13 protein-coding genes are annotated in these 13,212 nt (G+C 43.2%); 3 read left to right on the forward strand and 10 right to left on the reverse strand.

All coding sequences use genetic code 11. The features are described 5' to 3' along the window. Window positions 1-76 precede the first annotated feature (76 nt). Complete coding sequence (locus NST45_RS16580) at window positions 77-1,477, forward strand: RsmB/NOP family class I SAM-dependent RNA methyltransferase (RefSeq protein ID WP_339823229.1); 1,401 nt, start codon at window positions 77-79, stop codon at window positions 1,475-1,477. 112 nt (window positions 1,478-1,589) lie between these two features. Beyond that, window positions 1,590-1,685 carry a sporulation protein YjcZ gene (locus tag NST45_RS16585; protein WP_197069771.1) on the forward strand — a complete coding sequence of 32 codons (96 nt, stop codon included), beginning with the start codon at window positions 1,590-1,592 and terminating at the stop codon, window positions 1,683-1,685. 70 nt (window positions 1,686-1,755) lie between these two features. Here NST45_RS16585 and NST45_RS16590 read toward each other — a convergent pair whose 3' ends face one another. The 3 genes from NST45_RS16590 to NST45_RS16600 are packed head-to-tail and all read right to left on the reverse strand — an operon-like array spanning window position 1,756 to window position 3,969. Then, window positions 1,756-2,346, reverse strand: coding sequence for a class I SAM-dependent methyltransferase (locus NST45_RS16590; RefSeq protein WP_076100850.1), 591 nt, complete (start codon window positions 2,344-2,346; stop codon window positions 1,756-1,758). 15 nt (window positions 2,347-2,361) lie between these two features. Next, a complete protein-coding gene (locus NST45_RS16595; protein WP_036689381.1) occupies window positions 2,362-3,003 on the reverse strand; it encodes a histidine phosphatase family protein in 642 nt (213 codons plus the stop codon). Window positions 3,004-3,030: 27 nt separating this feature from the next. Then, entirely contained in the window at window positions 3,031-3,969 is a 939-nt protein-coding gene (locus NST45_RS16600; protein ID WP_339823231.1) for a 2-dehydropantoate 2-reductase N-terminal domain-containing protein, read from the reverse strand. A 163-nt stretch (window positions 3,970-4,132) separates the two neighbouring features. Between NST45_RS16600 and NST45_RS16605 the strand changes: the two genes are divergently transcribed. After that, window positions 4,133-4,702, forward strand: coding sequence for a TetR/AcrR family transcriptional regulator (locus NST45_RS16605; protein ID WP_036689376.1), 570 nt, complete (start codon window positions 4,133-4,135; stop codon window positions 4,700-4,702). Here NST45_RS16605 and NST45_RS16610 read toward each other — a convergent pair. The 7 genes from NST45_RS16610 to NST45_RS16640 all read right to left on the reverse strand — a co-directional run bounded on the left by NST45_RS16610 (window position 4,693) and on the right by NST45_RS16640 (window position 13,211). After that, entirely contained in the window at window positions 4,693-5,691 is a 999-nt protein-coding gene (locus NST45_RS16610; RefSeq protein WP_244886461.1) for an ATP-binding cassette domain-containing protein, read from the reverse strand. The genes NST45_RS16605 and NST45_RS16610 overlap by 10 nt on opposite strands. Before the next feature lie 34 nt (window positions 5,692-5,725). Further along, the gene (locus NST45_RS16615) at window positions 5,726-6,508 is read right to left on the reverse strand and encodes an ABC-2 family transporter protein (RefSeq protein ID WP_036689373.1); all 783 of its coding nucleotides are present in this window, start codon (window positions 6,506-6,508) and stop codon (window positions 5,726-5,728) included. Continuing rightward, window positions 6,505-7,326: an ABC-2 family transporter protein gene (locus tag NST45_RS16620; protein ID WP_036689371.1), complete on the reverse strand. Its 822-nt coding sequence runs from the start codon at window positions 7,324-7,326 to the stop codon at window positions 6,505-6,507. Before NST45_RS16620 ends, NST45_RS16615 begins: the two co-directional genes overlap by 4 nt. A 48-nt stretch (window positions 7,327-7,374) precedes the next feature. Then, window positions 7,375-8,547 (reverse strand): serine hydrolase domain-containing protein, encoded by a 1,173-nt coding sequence (locus NST45_RS16625; protein WP_038569878.1) that lies wholly within the window; start codon window positions 8,545-8,547, stop codon window positions 7,375-7,377. Window positions 8,548-8,690: 143 nt separating this feature from the next. Further along, complete coding sequence (locus NST45_RS16630; protein WP_339211764.1) at window positions 8,691-9,089, reverse strand: hypothetical protein; 399 nt, start codon at window positions 9,087-9,089, stop codon at window positions 8,691-8,693. Between the two features lie 213 nt (window positions 9,090-9,302). Further along, complete coding sequence (locus NST45_RS16635) at window positions 9,303-10,859, reverse strand: extracellular solute-binding protein (protein ID WP_076316551.1); 1,557 nt, start codon at window positions 10,857-10,859, stop codon at window positions 9,303-9,305. A 57-nt stretch (window positions 10,860-10,916) separates the two neighbouring features. Further along, window positions 10,917-13,211 (reverse strand): DUF4962 domain-containing protein, encoded by a 2,295-nt coding sequence (locus tag NST45_RS16640; RefSeq protein WP_076272643.1) that lies wholly within the window; start codon window positions 13,209-13,211, stop codon window positions 10,917-10,919. Window position 13,212 lies beyond the last annotated feature (1 nt).

The raw sequence follows: 13,212 nt of genomic DNA on the forward strand, positions 1-13,212 counted from the left end.
GTACGATTACGTTCCCCATACCTTGATTTTATCGGTATAAACATGAAACAGCAACTAAGAAAAAGGAGAATGAGCTATGAAGGAAGAACAGCTGCCTGCCTCTTACACCGCATCTATTAAAGAAATGCTGGGGCAAGAGGCAGATGCTTTTCTAGAAAGTTATTCAGCACCACGAACTCAAGGACTGCGCTTTAATCCGCTAAAAAGCACCTCAGCCATAGGCCAAGTTGCGGTGGACCGTACAGTCTCACAATTTAATTTGAAACCTATCCCATGGTGCCAGGGCGGGTTTTATTATGATGAGCCCGCTCGACCAGGCAGGCATCCTTACCATGCCGCTGGACTATATTATATTCAGGAGCCTTCCGCAATGTCCGCAGCTGAACTGCTGGCACCTGAACCCGGTGAAACCGTCCTCGATCTTGCAGCAGCCCCTGGAGGTAAAACTACGCATATCGCTGGTTTAATGCAGGGACAAGGCCTCTTAATCTCTAATGAGATTCATCCGGAACGCGCAAAAATTCTAGCAGAGAACGTTGAACGTCTGGGCATTAAGAATACCCTCGTAACCTGTGCAACACCAGAACAGCTATCTGCGCGTTTCCCGCAAGCTTTTGACCGAATTATGCTGGATGCTCCTTGTTCTGGAGAAGGCATGTTCCGAAAAGATCCAAAAGCCATTCAAGAGTGGTCTCCTGCTCATGTAGTTATGTGCGCAGCGAGACAATGGGATATCCTGCAAGACGCCTACATTATGCTTAAACCAGGGGGTACTTTAGCCTACTCTACCTGCACCTTTAACCGTCAAGAGAATGAAGAAACCATTGCTCGATTGACGGCTAGTTACCCCGATATGGAACTACTCACCTGCAAACGCCTTTGGCCGCATTTAGAAAAGGGCGAAGGTCACTTTGTAGCACTCCTGCGTAAGCAAATTGACACTGCATCCGTGAATGATGATGCCAACCGCAACGCCAAAAAACGCCGAAGTAAAAACAACCCAAAAACTAATTCTTCTGTACGCGATGCCTACCAGCTTTTTCAAGACTGGGCTGCGGTAGAACTGCCTGGTCTTTCATGCCAAGGTGTGCCACTGCTCTTCGGCGAATCCCTTTATTTGCTGCCAGAATCCTTTAATGGCAATCTCCATACCGGGCTGCTGGACGGACTGCGTATTCCACGAGCTGGACTACATATCGCCCATTTGAAGAAAAATCGGATTGAACCTGCTCATGCATTAGCTATGGCACTACAGCCCATACAAGCTTCACGAAGCTTTGATCTCAGCAGTGATGGCCCGGAAATACATGCTTGGCTACGTGGTGAAAGCCTGCCTGTCCCCAGCGAATTACATGGATGGACACTTGTAACTTTAGATGGTTTGCCGATTAGTTGGGGCAAAGCGAGTTTAGGGCAGCTTAAAAATCATCTTCCTAAAGGATTACGTATCCTAAAAGCCCATATTGACGAGCAATAGGCCATAGACCAGTACAACAGGCCCTCTTCGGCATATGATGTCATTATCTCAGAAAGCTGCGACATCAGTCACAGCAATTGAGAAGAAGACATAAGTTGAGGAGGAATAAATCATGGGTGAATTTCATGGAGGAGCCTTCACTTCGACCGGAGCGATTTTGGTACTTTTCATCTTGCTGGTCATCATTTCCCGTTCGTTGTTTGTTTAATACCTTCCCGGCTTAAATAGCTGGTGAAACGAAGCGGCTGTGTCGTCCTTTTTGGGGCGGTGCGGCCGCTTTATTTCTTTCCAACATAACATCTCCATTTGTTATTCTCGTGAATATTTACCGTCTGAAAGCCCGATTTCCGAAATAACTGCTCCATCTCTTCGTTCTTAGTGAATTGCTTCATATGATAATTGATTTTATAGATCTCAGAAATAATAACAAATGTACCGCCTGCCATCAGCACCCTAAATGCTTCACTTATATCGTGTTCGAGGTCCGGCCAGAAATAATGTGTCTGAATCGCTGTGATCGTCCCAAAAAATCCATCGTTGAACGGTAACGCTGACACATCTCCCTGACTAATTTTCACCTTACCAGCGATTACAGCCTTATTGTTTTTTTGAATAGATGTCTCTACAGCTTGTTCTGAGTAATCTATGCCGTAAATTTCATGTTGTTTATTTTGTTTTGCTAACGTATGTATAGTTTGACCGCCACCACAGCCTATGTCCAGGATAGGATCGCCGCTCTTAATTTCTATTTTTCTAAGTCCCCATGTTGTGATGCTGGTATGTGCCTGATTCATGATTTTGATCATGATATTTCCTACGAACCCTCTAGGATTCTTGGCTTGCTCAATCAGCGCATTCAATAAACCCATATTTGTACCTCCCAATCAATTGGCCATACCAGCAGCCTGATCACTTGATATATGTTCCGTAAGATTTTCTGCTGTAACTGCCCACTTATCTACTTGATACTCTATTTTATGAATACTAGTATATGAAGTCGGGAAATGAGCATTCTTATTCGTCCACGTTAGCCCTTTTAAAATATGGTATATAACATTAATTACGCCACCATGAGTGACCACAATTACATTTTCATTTGGATCAGTACTCTCCAGTTCATTACATAGTTTTGAGAAACTTGAACTTATTCGCGTAAAAAATTCCTGAGGACTTTCTCCTCCTGGAAATCTCTCATCCATTCTTAAAGCCGAGAAATAAAGACCCGGGTATCGTTCATTTACGATTTCATGGGGCATTCCAGCGATTACACCATTGTTCGTTTCTCTCCAATACTGGCTGCTTTCAACAGGCAAATCAAGCTCTCTGGCGATCTCATTTGCTGTATCTAACGCACGTTGCAAATCACTACAAAGAATACGGGTTATGTTAAAGCTAGATTGATTTTCCTTAAGATAATATCCAAGACGTTCGGCTTGTCTATATCCCTCTACTACAAGTCCACGTTGACTCCAACCCCCACGAAAGCCTTCATCATCTATTCCATGCCTTATAAAATATATAGCCATCGATTGTATACCTCCTGAACAAGATTGTTATACATTTGCATTAAACTTCGAAAACGCTTGTTTTTTAAGTTGATCCCAATTGGGCGTTGCAATGTTTGCTTGTTGCTTCAAAATATCAAATGAATTAAACAAAGCCGCTATTTCGCTGAAAGAACCGTCCACTAATTTCATAAACGGTAATTTATGAATTATTGTCAGACCATAATATACAGCCTGCTTGTGCTTTCGAACAAAGTTAACTTGACCTGCTGGAGTAACAGTATAGCTTAATTGCTCCATGATTTGAAACCCCTCGTCCATTACTGAAATGGCTTGTTTTAATAGCTTCTTATCTTTAGATACCTTTTTTAAATCCCCGTCATGCAGATAACTAAGGGAGTTCAAAGCCACTATTGGCACGATATGACTTTTGAGCCAAGCATCCATATCCTCATGATAAGTTAGCTTATACTTAGCGTTCTCAAACGCTTTTTCCAGTAAGTGTTTTATTGGAATCTCACCGTCTAAACTGCCAAGTACCATTTGCCCTCCTGCGTGTATTTTAATAACACGACCGCTCGTTTCCCGAATTCCTGCACTAAGTTGAAATCCGAAGAGTATATTTTTCCTCACATTGCTCATTTCCTGGAGATCCTTTTGCATGCCAAGAGCATCGCCATTGTTCCCCACAAGAATTATATTCAGACTCTGATTCTCAGCTAGAATAGGTAACACAGATGGAAAATCATTATATTTCATAACAACAAAAATAAGATCATAGAGATCATCGGATCGAAGCGTAGAGATGACCTTTACTGTATCCACAGTGTTTTTAATTTGAAAATAATGGCGAAGCACAAGCCCGTCTTTCGTCAATTGCTCTGCTCGCTTCCCTCTGGCAAGCATGGTGACATCATTTCCCCCACGCACTAGAACATGCGCAAGATAGCTGCCTAATACTCCCGCTCCAAAAACTAAAACTCTCATATTTAGCTCCTCTATCCCTTTTTAGACATTTGTTGAATTTTGATCAACTGTTCGATAAAATCAGATTATCACATCTCCGGTAGGGTTCAATCGTTAGTTTGACCGGTTTTGTTGATTTTTCAACAAAATACAATACATTGTTTAATAAAAAGGGAGTCTTATCATGGATAGAAGAATTAAAAAAAACCAAACAGCCATCATGAATGCATTAATTCAACTGATGGCTGAAAAAGATTTTGAAAAAATAACGATCAACGAAATCGCAGAGCGTGCTGATGTAAACCGCGGAACGATTTATTCCCATTATGCGGACAAATACGATCTGATGGATAAATGCCTGGAGGCTCAGCTCCAGCAACTAATCGAAAGCTGCTCCGCAGTGGAGGATGAAACCGAACCCAATCCCTCGAAGGCGTCATTGCTCCGCACGCTGGAACAATTGGAGGAGAATGCTCTTTTTTATAAGACTTTATTAAGAAACAAAGCTCTGCTCTCCTTTAGAAACCAATTACAAGAAATGATAAATGAGCAGATTAAGGTACAATTTTTAGAAAACAATTTTAATCTCGATGAGCTGAGTAAAGATATATCTGTGCAATTTTTAAGTTCGGCGACTGTCGGAGTGATTGAATGGTGGTTTACCCATAGTAATCCTTGCTCTGCAAAAGAGATCACTGAAAAGTTATGGTCCATGCTCGATCTAAATCTGCAGATGATCCGTTCTCAAGCTTGAATATGTTCTCCCATATCCATCTCATAAATGGAGCTGATAATTTTTTCAATGGGAATCTCCTTAATGGATATATCAAGGATCTCTACCTTTTCGCTAAGAATATGCAGAAACTCGCCCATTTTACATTGCTCGGTATCGATCAGCAGCTCCACTTCGTAATCCGATATTCTTTCCGATATCTGAGTGCCAGGCAGATCAATATTTCCAATAGTTGTGGCGGCTGAAAGCCTAACTACTTTTTGGGCACCCAGATGCAGTCGAAGTTCAGAGAACTTGTCGTCATATACTTTTTTCCCTTGATGAATTATAAGTACTCTTTGAACCAAACGCTCTACATCTTCCAAGTCATGTGTTGTCAGAATAAATGTGGTGCCTTCCTGATTCATTTGCTTAATGAATTCTCTGATTCTTTGTTTAGCTATTACATCCAGCCCGATCGTTGGCTCATCTAAAAAAACCACAGGTGGTGAATGAAGCATCGCCATAATAAACTCGCATTTCATTCGTTCTCCCAGGGAAAGGGTGCGCGTGGGCTTAGTAATAATATCGCCAATCTCAAACATGTTTACAAATTGGTCTAGTCTTGTACGAAAGTCGTTCGTAGGAATATCATAGATTTCCTTGTTCATATAAAAGCTATCCAAAGGGGGAATGTCCCATATTAACTGCGATTTCTGTCCGAACAATACCCCGATTTGTTTTACATATTGATTTTTCTGCTTATGAGGGTTGTACCCTAGAACATTTATTTCGCCCGAGGTAGGATAGAGAACGCCTGTCAGCATTTTAATAGTCGTAGATTTCCCTGCACCGTTTGGACCCAGAATGCCAATGATTTCTCCTTTTCCAACACTAAACGAAAGATCTTCTACAGAGGTAATTATCGATTTTTCACGGTGAAACAGACTTTTAAATACACTTTTTGCATCTTGTCCACGGTGATAGGTTTCATATTGCTTGGTTAAGTTCTTGACGGTAATAATGTCCAAGTGAAATTCTCCTTCTTAGATCTTAACTAATCTTTTATCCTCCGGCGCTTTTGTAACTGCGAAGCATATATGTATAGAGCCAAATTCCGAAGGCAGCAAATAATACACAAGGAATAATCGCTATAAAAAAATAGGGTTCCCATCGGCCAATCAGTGTAGATGCTGGAAAGTAGGCAATCATGGAGACCGGAAACAGAAAAGAACTCACAGCTACGACTGCCTTAGGAAAAATCGTCCCTGGATAACGTCCAAAAGACTTAATGCTCTCAAACATCTCCGGCAAGCGGGAATTCGCCACCCATTTGAAGGAAATCGCTGCCACAATAAGCGCCACACCGAACATAACAAGCAGCCCTGCACCAAACAACAACAGGAACAATAACCAAGAGCCTATGGTCATCCCATCGATTCCGCTAAGTGCGTATACGAACATGATTACTCCTCCACCTAAAAGCCCGATACTTTCGAACTCAAAAGATCTGGCCAACAGCAGAAAAAGGCTCGAGGTCGGTTTAATTAATACCACTTCCAAAGTCCCTTCTACAACATGAGACATCGTATTCCACATAATTCCGTTAAAAAAAATCCCGGCACAAGCCGTAGACAGAATAAAAACGGATTGAATTAACAGCGCCTCTTTAAAGGTCCATCCTGCAAATGAAGCATTCGAATTATAAATAAATACCGTTACTAGAGGAAACAACACATTCCCTATGAGCATGATAAGACTATTAAGAATAAAGTTAACACGATAAGTGATAGCAGAAGCAATATTCGCCTTCATGCAGGTTTTATATATTTGATACATACGTTTCATGCGCCCACCCCCGTAAAATGCTTAAGCGACACCGCATACAGCACCCGGCAGACAACTCCGGCAATAATTACGGCTATGAGCTGCAGCAATAACACTTGAGGAATAGGTAAGCTTATATCAGCTAAAGTATAGCTACCTGTATAGACCATTGCTGGAAGAAAGGCCGTATATTGAAACGGTAAGAAAAAGGACGCCATTTGTAAGGATTTTGGGAAAAATACTAATGGAATCAGCGATCCTGAAAATATCCCTTCGCAGAGATTAAAAAAATTACGAATACTAGAGGATTGCACCATCCAAAAGGCGACCATTCCAATACTATAATGAATGAAAAAATTCATCATAAACGCCATAGCTATTGAAAGAATCGCGTAGAGTAAATTTGCGGGTAAGACATCAATATGAAAAATAAAGAAAAAGATCATAAAGCAGGGTAAAAATTCAAACAAAAGCCCAAGTACCCTATGCCCTGCCTTCTGAGATAAAGCAAAGAACATATGATTTAGCGGTCTTAACGAAAACGTAATGAATTTCCCGGTACGAATAAGCATTTGTAAATTCCAATCGGCAAAATCCATAGTCAGATAGTTGATCAACATCGTAGCACAAAAATAGGAAAGCATTTGGGAGAGTGACATCCCGTTGATGTAAGATTCCCCGCTATAAACAGCGCTCCATATATAATACTGCACTAAAAAGTACACTGGGCCTACAAAAATAGAAACCATCGAATGCGTCCTGTACGCACTCCATTCCTTATAAGTAACAAAAGCAACCGCCCTCATAATGCGAAAGCGGTGCTTTATCATCTCAAACATAAGTCACATCCTGCCTATCTATAGATATCACATAAAAAAGTCTTTTTCTTATTCGAGTCCGGACCAGATCACATTGTTTGTACCGAAAATCCCTCTACCGTCCCATATATTTTTATGAAAAGGGATATACCAAACGGCAATCAGCTTTTCTACCGGATCAACGACCAAAGAACAAGACCCCCATCCTTCGTGAAAAAAAGTGCCTTCAGAATAAGATGTACTTTCATTATATCGAAGGTCTGGCCCAAGACCGTATGGTCTATCCGCTCCTCCATCTCCCCATGCGTAGTTTGGAATTTTTTCAGAATTGAACCGCTTGGTCATTCTCTGAACAGCCATCCGACTTAAGACATGACCCCCTTCGTATTCCCCATGGTTAAGCAGCATGATTCCGAACTTTTGTAGATCATTAACGGTTGAATACAGTCCCCCACCAGTTCCGGGAGTCTTGATTTCTTCCTCAGACCTTTGTTCTTCATCCGTAATTTCCCCGTTTTGCAGCTTCTGAAGATATTCCTTGGCTTCTTCCGAACGAATAGCGATCCTACCAGCTTTCTCAGGCGGTATATCAAAGAAAGTATCTGTCATGCCTAACGGTTTTACAATGTGGTCCATTATGTAATCTTCTGCAAAAACACCTGTTATTTTCTCAATAATTGCACCAAGAACCACGTATCCAAACGAGGAATACATCCATTGAGTCCCTACCGGAAAACGAATGCCATAGGAAAGTCCAGCTTTAATCCAGTTTTCTTTTCCAAGCTCTGATTCATAAATATACCACCATGCACTTTTATAGTAAGTATCACTTATAGTTCCATGATCAGGTGCGATGCCGGAGGTATGAGTCAGTAAATGAGCAATTGTAATCGGCTTAAAAGGGTCGGCATCAAACTCTGGAAGAATAGAACTAACTGGTTGTCCCATAAAAATTTTTCCATCATCTGCAAGCTGCCAGATCGCTGTTGCCGTAAACAGCTTGGTAATAGAAGCGATTCGAAAAATTGTATCCGTTTTCAATTCTTGGTCGCTATCTTCTTCGTAACTGAAGCGTCCCCCCGCTCCATTGGCAAATATTTTTCCATAACGACTAAGAGAATAAATATAGCCATCGGCTACTTTCTTATTACAGAGATCCTCATAAAAATGATTAAGTGCCTCTAATCGGTCCTCCCTGTAATTCACTTCGTTCAGCTTGCTAAGCTCTGTGGATGATAACATTATTCGCACTCCCCCTTATTATTCAATAAAATACATGATGCATAAATATCTTGCAATAAAACCCAAATAATTGAAAGGGTGATTTTGCATATAACTATTTTATACTGCTCCAATAATTCTGTAACAGCAATGCTGTAATCTCGTTAACGGTTTGTCGTTAGAGATTTAACTAGTGCCATTCCACTAACCAGACCAAATACTACCCCATCATGTATGCTTGCAAATTTGTAAATCTCTATGTTCGAAATGTTAAAATACATTACTAAAATCGGATACATAAGCAGAAGAAAACTTGGAAGAAACACAATAAACAACAGCGGCAAATTAACAATAAAAGCTTTAGGTAATCCTTCTAACAACGCCAGATAGATCCCATAGACAAACGGGACAATAGCCGTGATCCACACAGTATTTTCTAATTGATAGTTCTTTTGTGCCTCTTCAGTGTAATGACTAATTAGCGAGTTGCCATAATGTAATAAGAGCGCCCCCACTATGATCCAGACAAGATAATATAAAAATTTTGAATTCCGCATCTTCATGAAATCACTCCGTTTCTTTTTAGATAGTTCATTAGAATGTCTCTATTTAACTTACCATATAATCCATAATTTGGATATTGCATTAAAGTAAACTGGTCCTAACTAAAAAGGCTACCTCCCGGCAGCCCTTAATAAATCCTTTGCTTTTTATGCTGAAAAGATAGTGAATTCTCTACAACTTTAATTGAATTCCAGCTCCTCTGGAGGGTAAGTTTATCTGCGAGGCATGGTGACGCCAACTTTGTTATTATATTTTTCCGTAGCTTCCTTGATAACATCGTTGCCGCCCTTGGAAAGCCACTCTTCCACAACCTTCGGCCAGTCGCTGATAGGTTCCTTGCCATATACCATCTTTACCATGTGCGTCAGCAGTACCGGAGGAGCCGTGTCCGAGTTAGGTGCAATGTCTGGATTCTTCACCAAGGCATCTAGCCGCGGGTCGAACTGAATTCCGTCACGGCCTTCATTAGCCAGAATAGTATCATATACATTGATCAAGCTTCTGCCTTCTTCTGTCATGTTAAGGACACCCTTATTATAAGTAGTATCCTGCACCATCCAGAGGAAAGACTGGCGGTAGCGCTCCTCATCTATAGCAGCGGAATCCGCAGGAGAAGTGTATACGATTTTGCCGTTCTCTTCCTTATAGGTTTCGTCCTTGATCCCAAAGGTAAAGAAGGTCTCAGCCTCTTCGCTCAACATCCAGTCAAAAAATTTCACGATATCCGCAGCATTTTTCGTACCTTCCTTGATAAAGTAGGTGCGCGTAGCGGAGCCGTACAAGTAGGAGCCTCCTTTTCCATCAGTTCCCACTGGCGAAGGAATAATCTCCAGCTTGGCGGATGGCGTCGTAGCCTTCAATTGTTGCTCCCACTGCAGAAGCTCGTTGGCATTCATCGTCCACATGCCCGCTTTTCCTGAGAGAATCGCATTTTTGTAGTTGGTCGGGTTAATGGTGGCAAATTCCTTGTTGATCAAACCCTCTGTATACATGGTGTTGTAGGTCTGTAACGCCTTCATCATATTTTCGCTATCCATAAACTTCGGCTGAACCTGGCCGTTTACTTCCTCGAACATAGTCAGATACGGAAAAACATCATAAGCGCCAAAGAAAGCATCCGCATATTTGAAGTCTTGACGGCCCATGTACGGGTTCTCTATCCCCAGCTTTTTGAAGGCACGCAACACAGTCAAGTACTCATCGACCGTTTTTGGAACCTGCAAGCCGGTTTGATCCAGCAGGTCCTTGCGAATCCAAGTCGCCCGGCGGGAGGGATTGGACAGAAACTCCGGTATTGCGTAAATTTTCCCTTGATAGGTGACGTTCTCCCAAGCTTCCTTCGGGATTACTTTCAAAAGGTTCTGGCCGTTTTGCTGCAGCAGATCATCCAAGGGCATGAACACACCAGCTTCAACCGAACCAGCCATTTCCTTGCCATTTACACCACCCGAGCCTTGAACGACATCCGGAATATCATTAGTGGCGAACATCTGCACCATTTTCTGCTCGAACTCTTTATGAGGAACCAACACTATATCCAAGTCTGTGTTTGTCATCTCCTCCAGCTTTTTCACCCATTTATCCTTGTTCAAGTCGGGTGATTTCTCAACGTAGTTAAAAGCCAGCGTCCGCATCGAGATCGAGAATTCAGTTTTCTTCGGCGTATTTGACGCGCCTCCGGCAGTCTCTTCTTTGTCCTTGTCCGAGCAACCTGCAATAACGGTAGCACCCATTACAGTAACCAGACAGATGCCAATCCATTTTTTCATAATATAACCCTCTCCTTGTACAATGGGGTGTATACGTAAAATGAAGATATCTTAAGACTAATAAGCTTTTGGGATCTCAACCCGGTGGGTAATTCCCTGATTCGTAAAGTAGACATGAACCCCATGGTCCTGATCGTCCATAAAGTACGATACGTAATCCCGGCTTCCTGATTTTTGGGGAATCAGAAGAGTGACGATCCGATGGCTTACAGCCTCTTGGGTAGAGGCAGTCAAATGCCAATGCTCGGGCAGCCCTTCCCATTCTTTCGGATCTACATCTGTAAATTGATTGCTTTGGCTAAGTGTCATTTCTCCCGAGGAACTATAGACAAATCTGCCCTCCATCTGAGCTTTTTTACCATTTACTTTAAAAGATTGTTCCTTCAACTTCATGGGATACAGTGTATGAAACAGCCAATCCAATTTTCCCGGACGTTCCAGCTCGACACTGTCAGCGATAACAAAGTAAGCGCTATCAAAGAAAAATATTTCCCGCACATACCGCTTGATATAGGGTACATTCTCGCGGTAGGCTTCGGTGGCATCCATTTGCGTGTAGTTGATTCCGGGCGTACTATACGCCTTCAACACCTTGCCGTAGGCTGCCATGTTCTTCGACTTGTCCGTGCCAGCATATTGGCCTTTGCCGTCAATAAGAATTGCGTTCTTGGAGCGGGTCTGCCTGCGCCACTGCATATGCATCGTACTGTTGAATGCAACGTAATAGCCGCTTTCAATAGCCAAAGGCTCGCCGAAGGCATGCAGCAGGAAGGCGTTTTGATCCCCATGGCTATGGCTCACAGAGCCGTAACGGCTGCTCTTGGTCAACAGCATGATATGTTCCTGCGGATCCTCCATCCGATGATGCATGGCGACCCATCCCACATCCTGAAACCACTTCAGAGGTTCTGCAGCCACCGGTGGCTCTGAAGAAATCTGCGGATAATCCGTGCGATAAACCATCTCATCGAACCGGAAATCCCACCAGCCGTAGTTATAGAAGATCATCTGGGTGTCAGGGTTCAGTTCCTTAGTTTGCTCAAAATACCATTGGTACTGGCCATTCCCGGTTAAACCGGCGAATTGGCGGATATTGAAGCCCGTCTTGAGATTGACCGGATCTCCCAGTGACGATTGATCGCCGAAGCTGGCCCTCACGGTATCCGGACTGAAGCAATAGAGCGGAAAGTCACCGGTTTTGCGAAAGAAAGGACGGTCATAGAAATTGATTGCCATGTATTTGCGAATTAGATTGAGCGCCTCCGTAACGAATGCCATCTGAGTGGTCCAATACATCGGACCTTCGGCCCACCCGCCATCTTTGCCACCCCATGGAGTATACATGGCGGAGAAGTACTCCAGCGTATAATCAAGCCATTCCTGCGCCTTCTCCTCCTCACCCAACATGGAAATACAACACGGTACGAGTACAGAGGATAAAGAGCGGATCGCATGGCTGTCATAAGGAACTTGATGGATGCGGGAACGTTCGATGACATGGAATGCGATCTGCCCGGTTCTTCGCAGTAGCGCCTGCCTTACCTTAAGGCGTTCTTCTTCCACCAGAGAGCCGTGAAGCCAATCATAGCCCCATGCCAACGCTCCGGCTATGCGAAAGGAGCATTCATCATTGTAATCCCGGCTGGTGGTACCATCCGTGTTCCAGCTTGCCGCATGAAGCAGCCACTCTTTAGCTTTGGCGATAAGCGCCTCGTCCTCCAACACAACTCCAGCTATAGCAAGATGCCGGACAGCATAGAAAACTTCCTGGCAGTCCATATACATCTGCCGCCATAGTGTGGCGACACGCTTATTATCTGGATACGGTGCAGGCTCGGGAATAAGCTCGCGCTTTGTCCAGGGTAAAACGGAATGCTTCAGGAAGTCATCCCAGCCAGTGGAAATGGGGTCTTGGCGGACAACTTCCCGGTAAGACGGAAGTTGCTCCGCTTGAAGCCATAGCCGCGGATGGTGGGCGGAAGCAGTTGAATATCGTTCTGTACGGGAAGGCAGTGGCGTTAGCGGCAATTCATCCTCCACCACAAAAGCTCTTACTTTACTCCACTCGGAACGGATATCATTCTCCCCGATAAGACTGTATCGCCAATAATACGAGCCGGGCGCCAACGGCTTATCCGGGGTAAACAAATTATAGGGAATTCTGCTGTAGGTCAACGTACCTTCCGGCTCAAATCCAGTGTTTGAGGAGATCTGCAGCTCGTACATACTCTCTTCTAGACATGCAGGCATCCAAGTAAACCGCGGAGGATTCTCTCCAACATCTGTATGTTCATCTGGCCCATATGACAGGTCGAGTACGCCGCTGGTAGGTTGAAATAAAGGTTCTAACATC

It is taken from the genome of Paenibacillus sp. FSL R7-0163 (assembly GCF_037969975.1).
GTDB classification, from domain to species: Bacteria; Bacillota; Bacilli; order Paenibacillales; family Paenibacillaceae; genus Paenibacillus_AQ; species Paenibacillus_AQ odorifer.

Excerpts from the sequence above, each read along its gene's own strand:
- NST45_RS16640 (WP_076272643.1), bottom strand. The coding sequence starts at position 13,211 with ATGTTAGAACCTTTATTTCAACCTACCAGCGGCGTACTCGACCTGTCA.
- NST45_RS16625 (WP_038569878.1), bottom strand. The coding sequence starts at position 8,547 with ATGTTATCATCCACAGAGCTTAGCAAGCTGAACGAAGTGAATTACAGG.
- NST45_RS16590 (WP_076100850.1), bottom strand. The coding sequence starts at position 2,346 with ATGGGTTTATTGAATGCGCTGATTGAGCAAGCCAAGAATCCTAGAGGG.
- NST45_RS16585 (WP_197069771.1), top strand. The coding sequence starts at position 1,590 with ATGGGTGAATTTCATGGAGGAGCCTTCACTTCGACCGGAGCGATTTTG.
- NST45_RS16630 (WP_339211764.1), bottom strand. The coding sequence starts at position 9,089 with ATGAAGATGCGGAATTCAAAATTTTTATATTATCTTGTCTGGATCATA.
- NST45_RS16605 (WP_036689376.1), top strand. The coding sequence starts at position 4,133 with ATGGATAGAAGAATTAAAAAAAACCAAACAGCCATCATGAATGCATTA.
- NST45_RS16635 (WP_076316551.1), bottom strand. The coding sequence starts at position 10,859 with ATGAAAAAATGGATTGGCATCTGTCTGGTTACTGTAATGGGTGCTACC.
- NST45_RS16620 (WP_036689371.1), bottom strand. The coding sequence starts at position 7,326 with ATGTTTGAGATGATAAAGCACCGCTTTCGCATTATGAGGGCGGTTGCT.
- NST45_RS16595 (WP_036689381.1), bottom strand. The coding sequence starts at position 3,003 with ATGGCTATATATTTTATAAGGCATGGAATAGATGATGAAGGCTTTCGT.
- NST45_RS16615 (WP_036689373.1), bottom strand. The coding sequence starts at position 6,508 with ATGAAACGTATGTATCAAATATATAAAACCTGCATGAAGGCGAATATT.
- NST45_RS16580 (WP_339823229.1), top strand. The coding sequence starts at position 77 with ATGAAGGAAGAACAGCTGCCTGCCTCTTACACCGCATCTATTAAAGAA.
- NST45_RS16600 (WP_339823231.1), bottom strand. The coding sequence starts at position 3,969 with ATGAGAGTTTTAGTTTTTGGAGCGGGAGTATTAGGCAGCTATCTTGCG.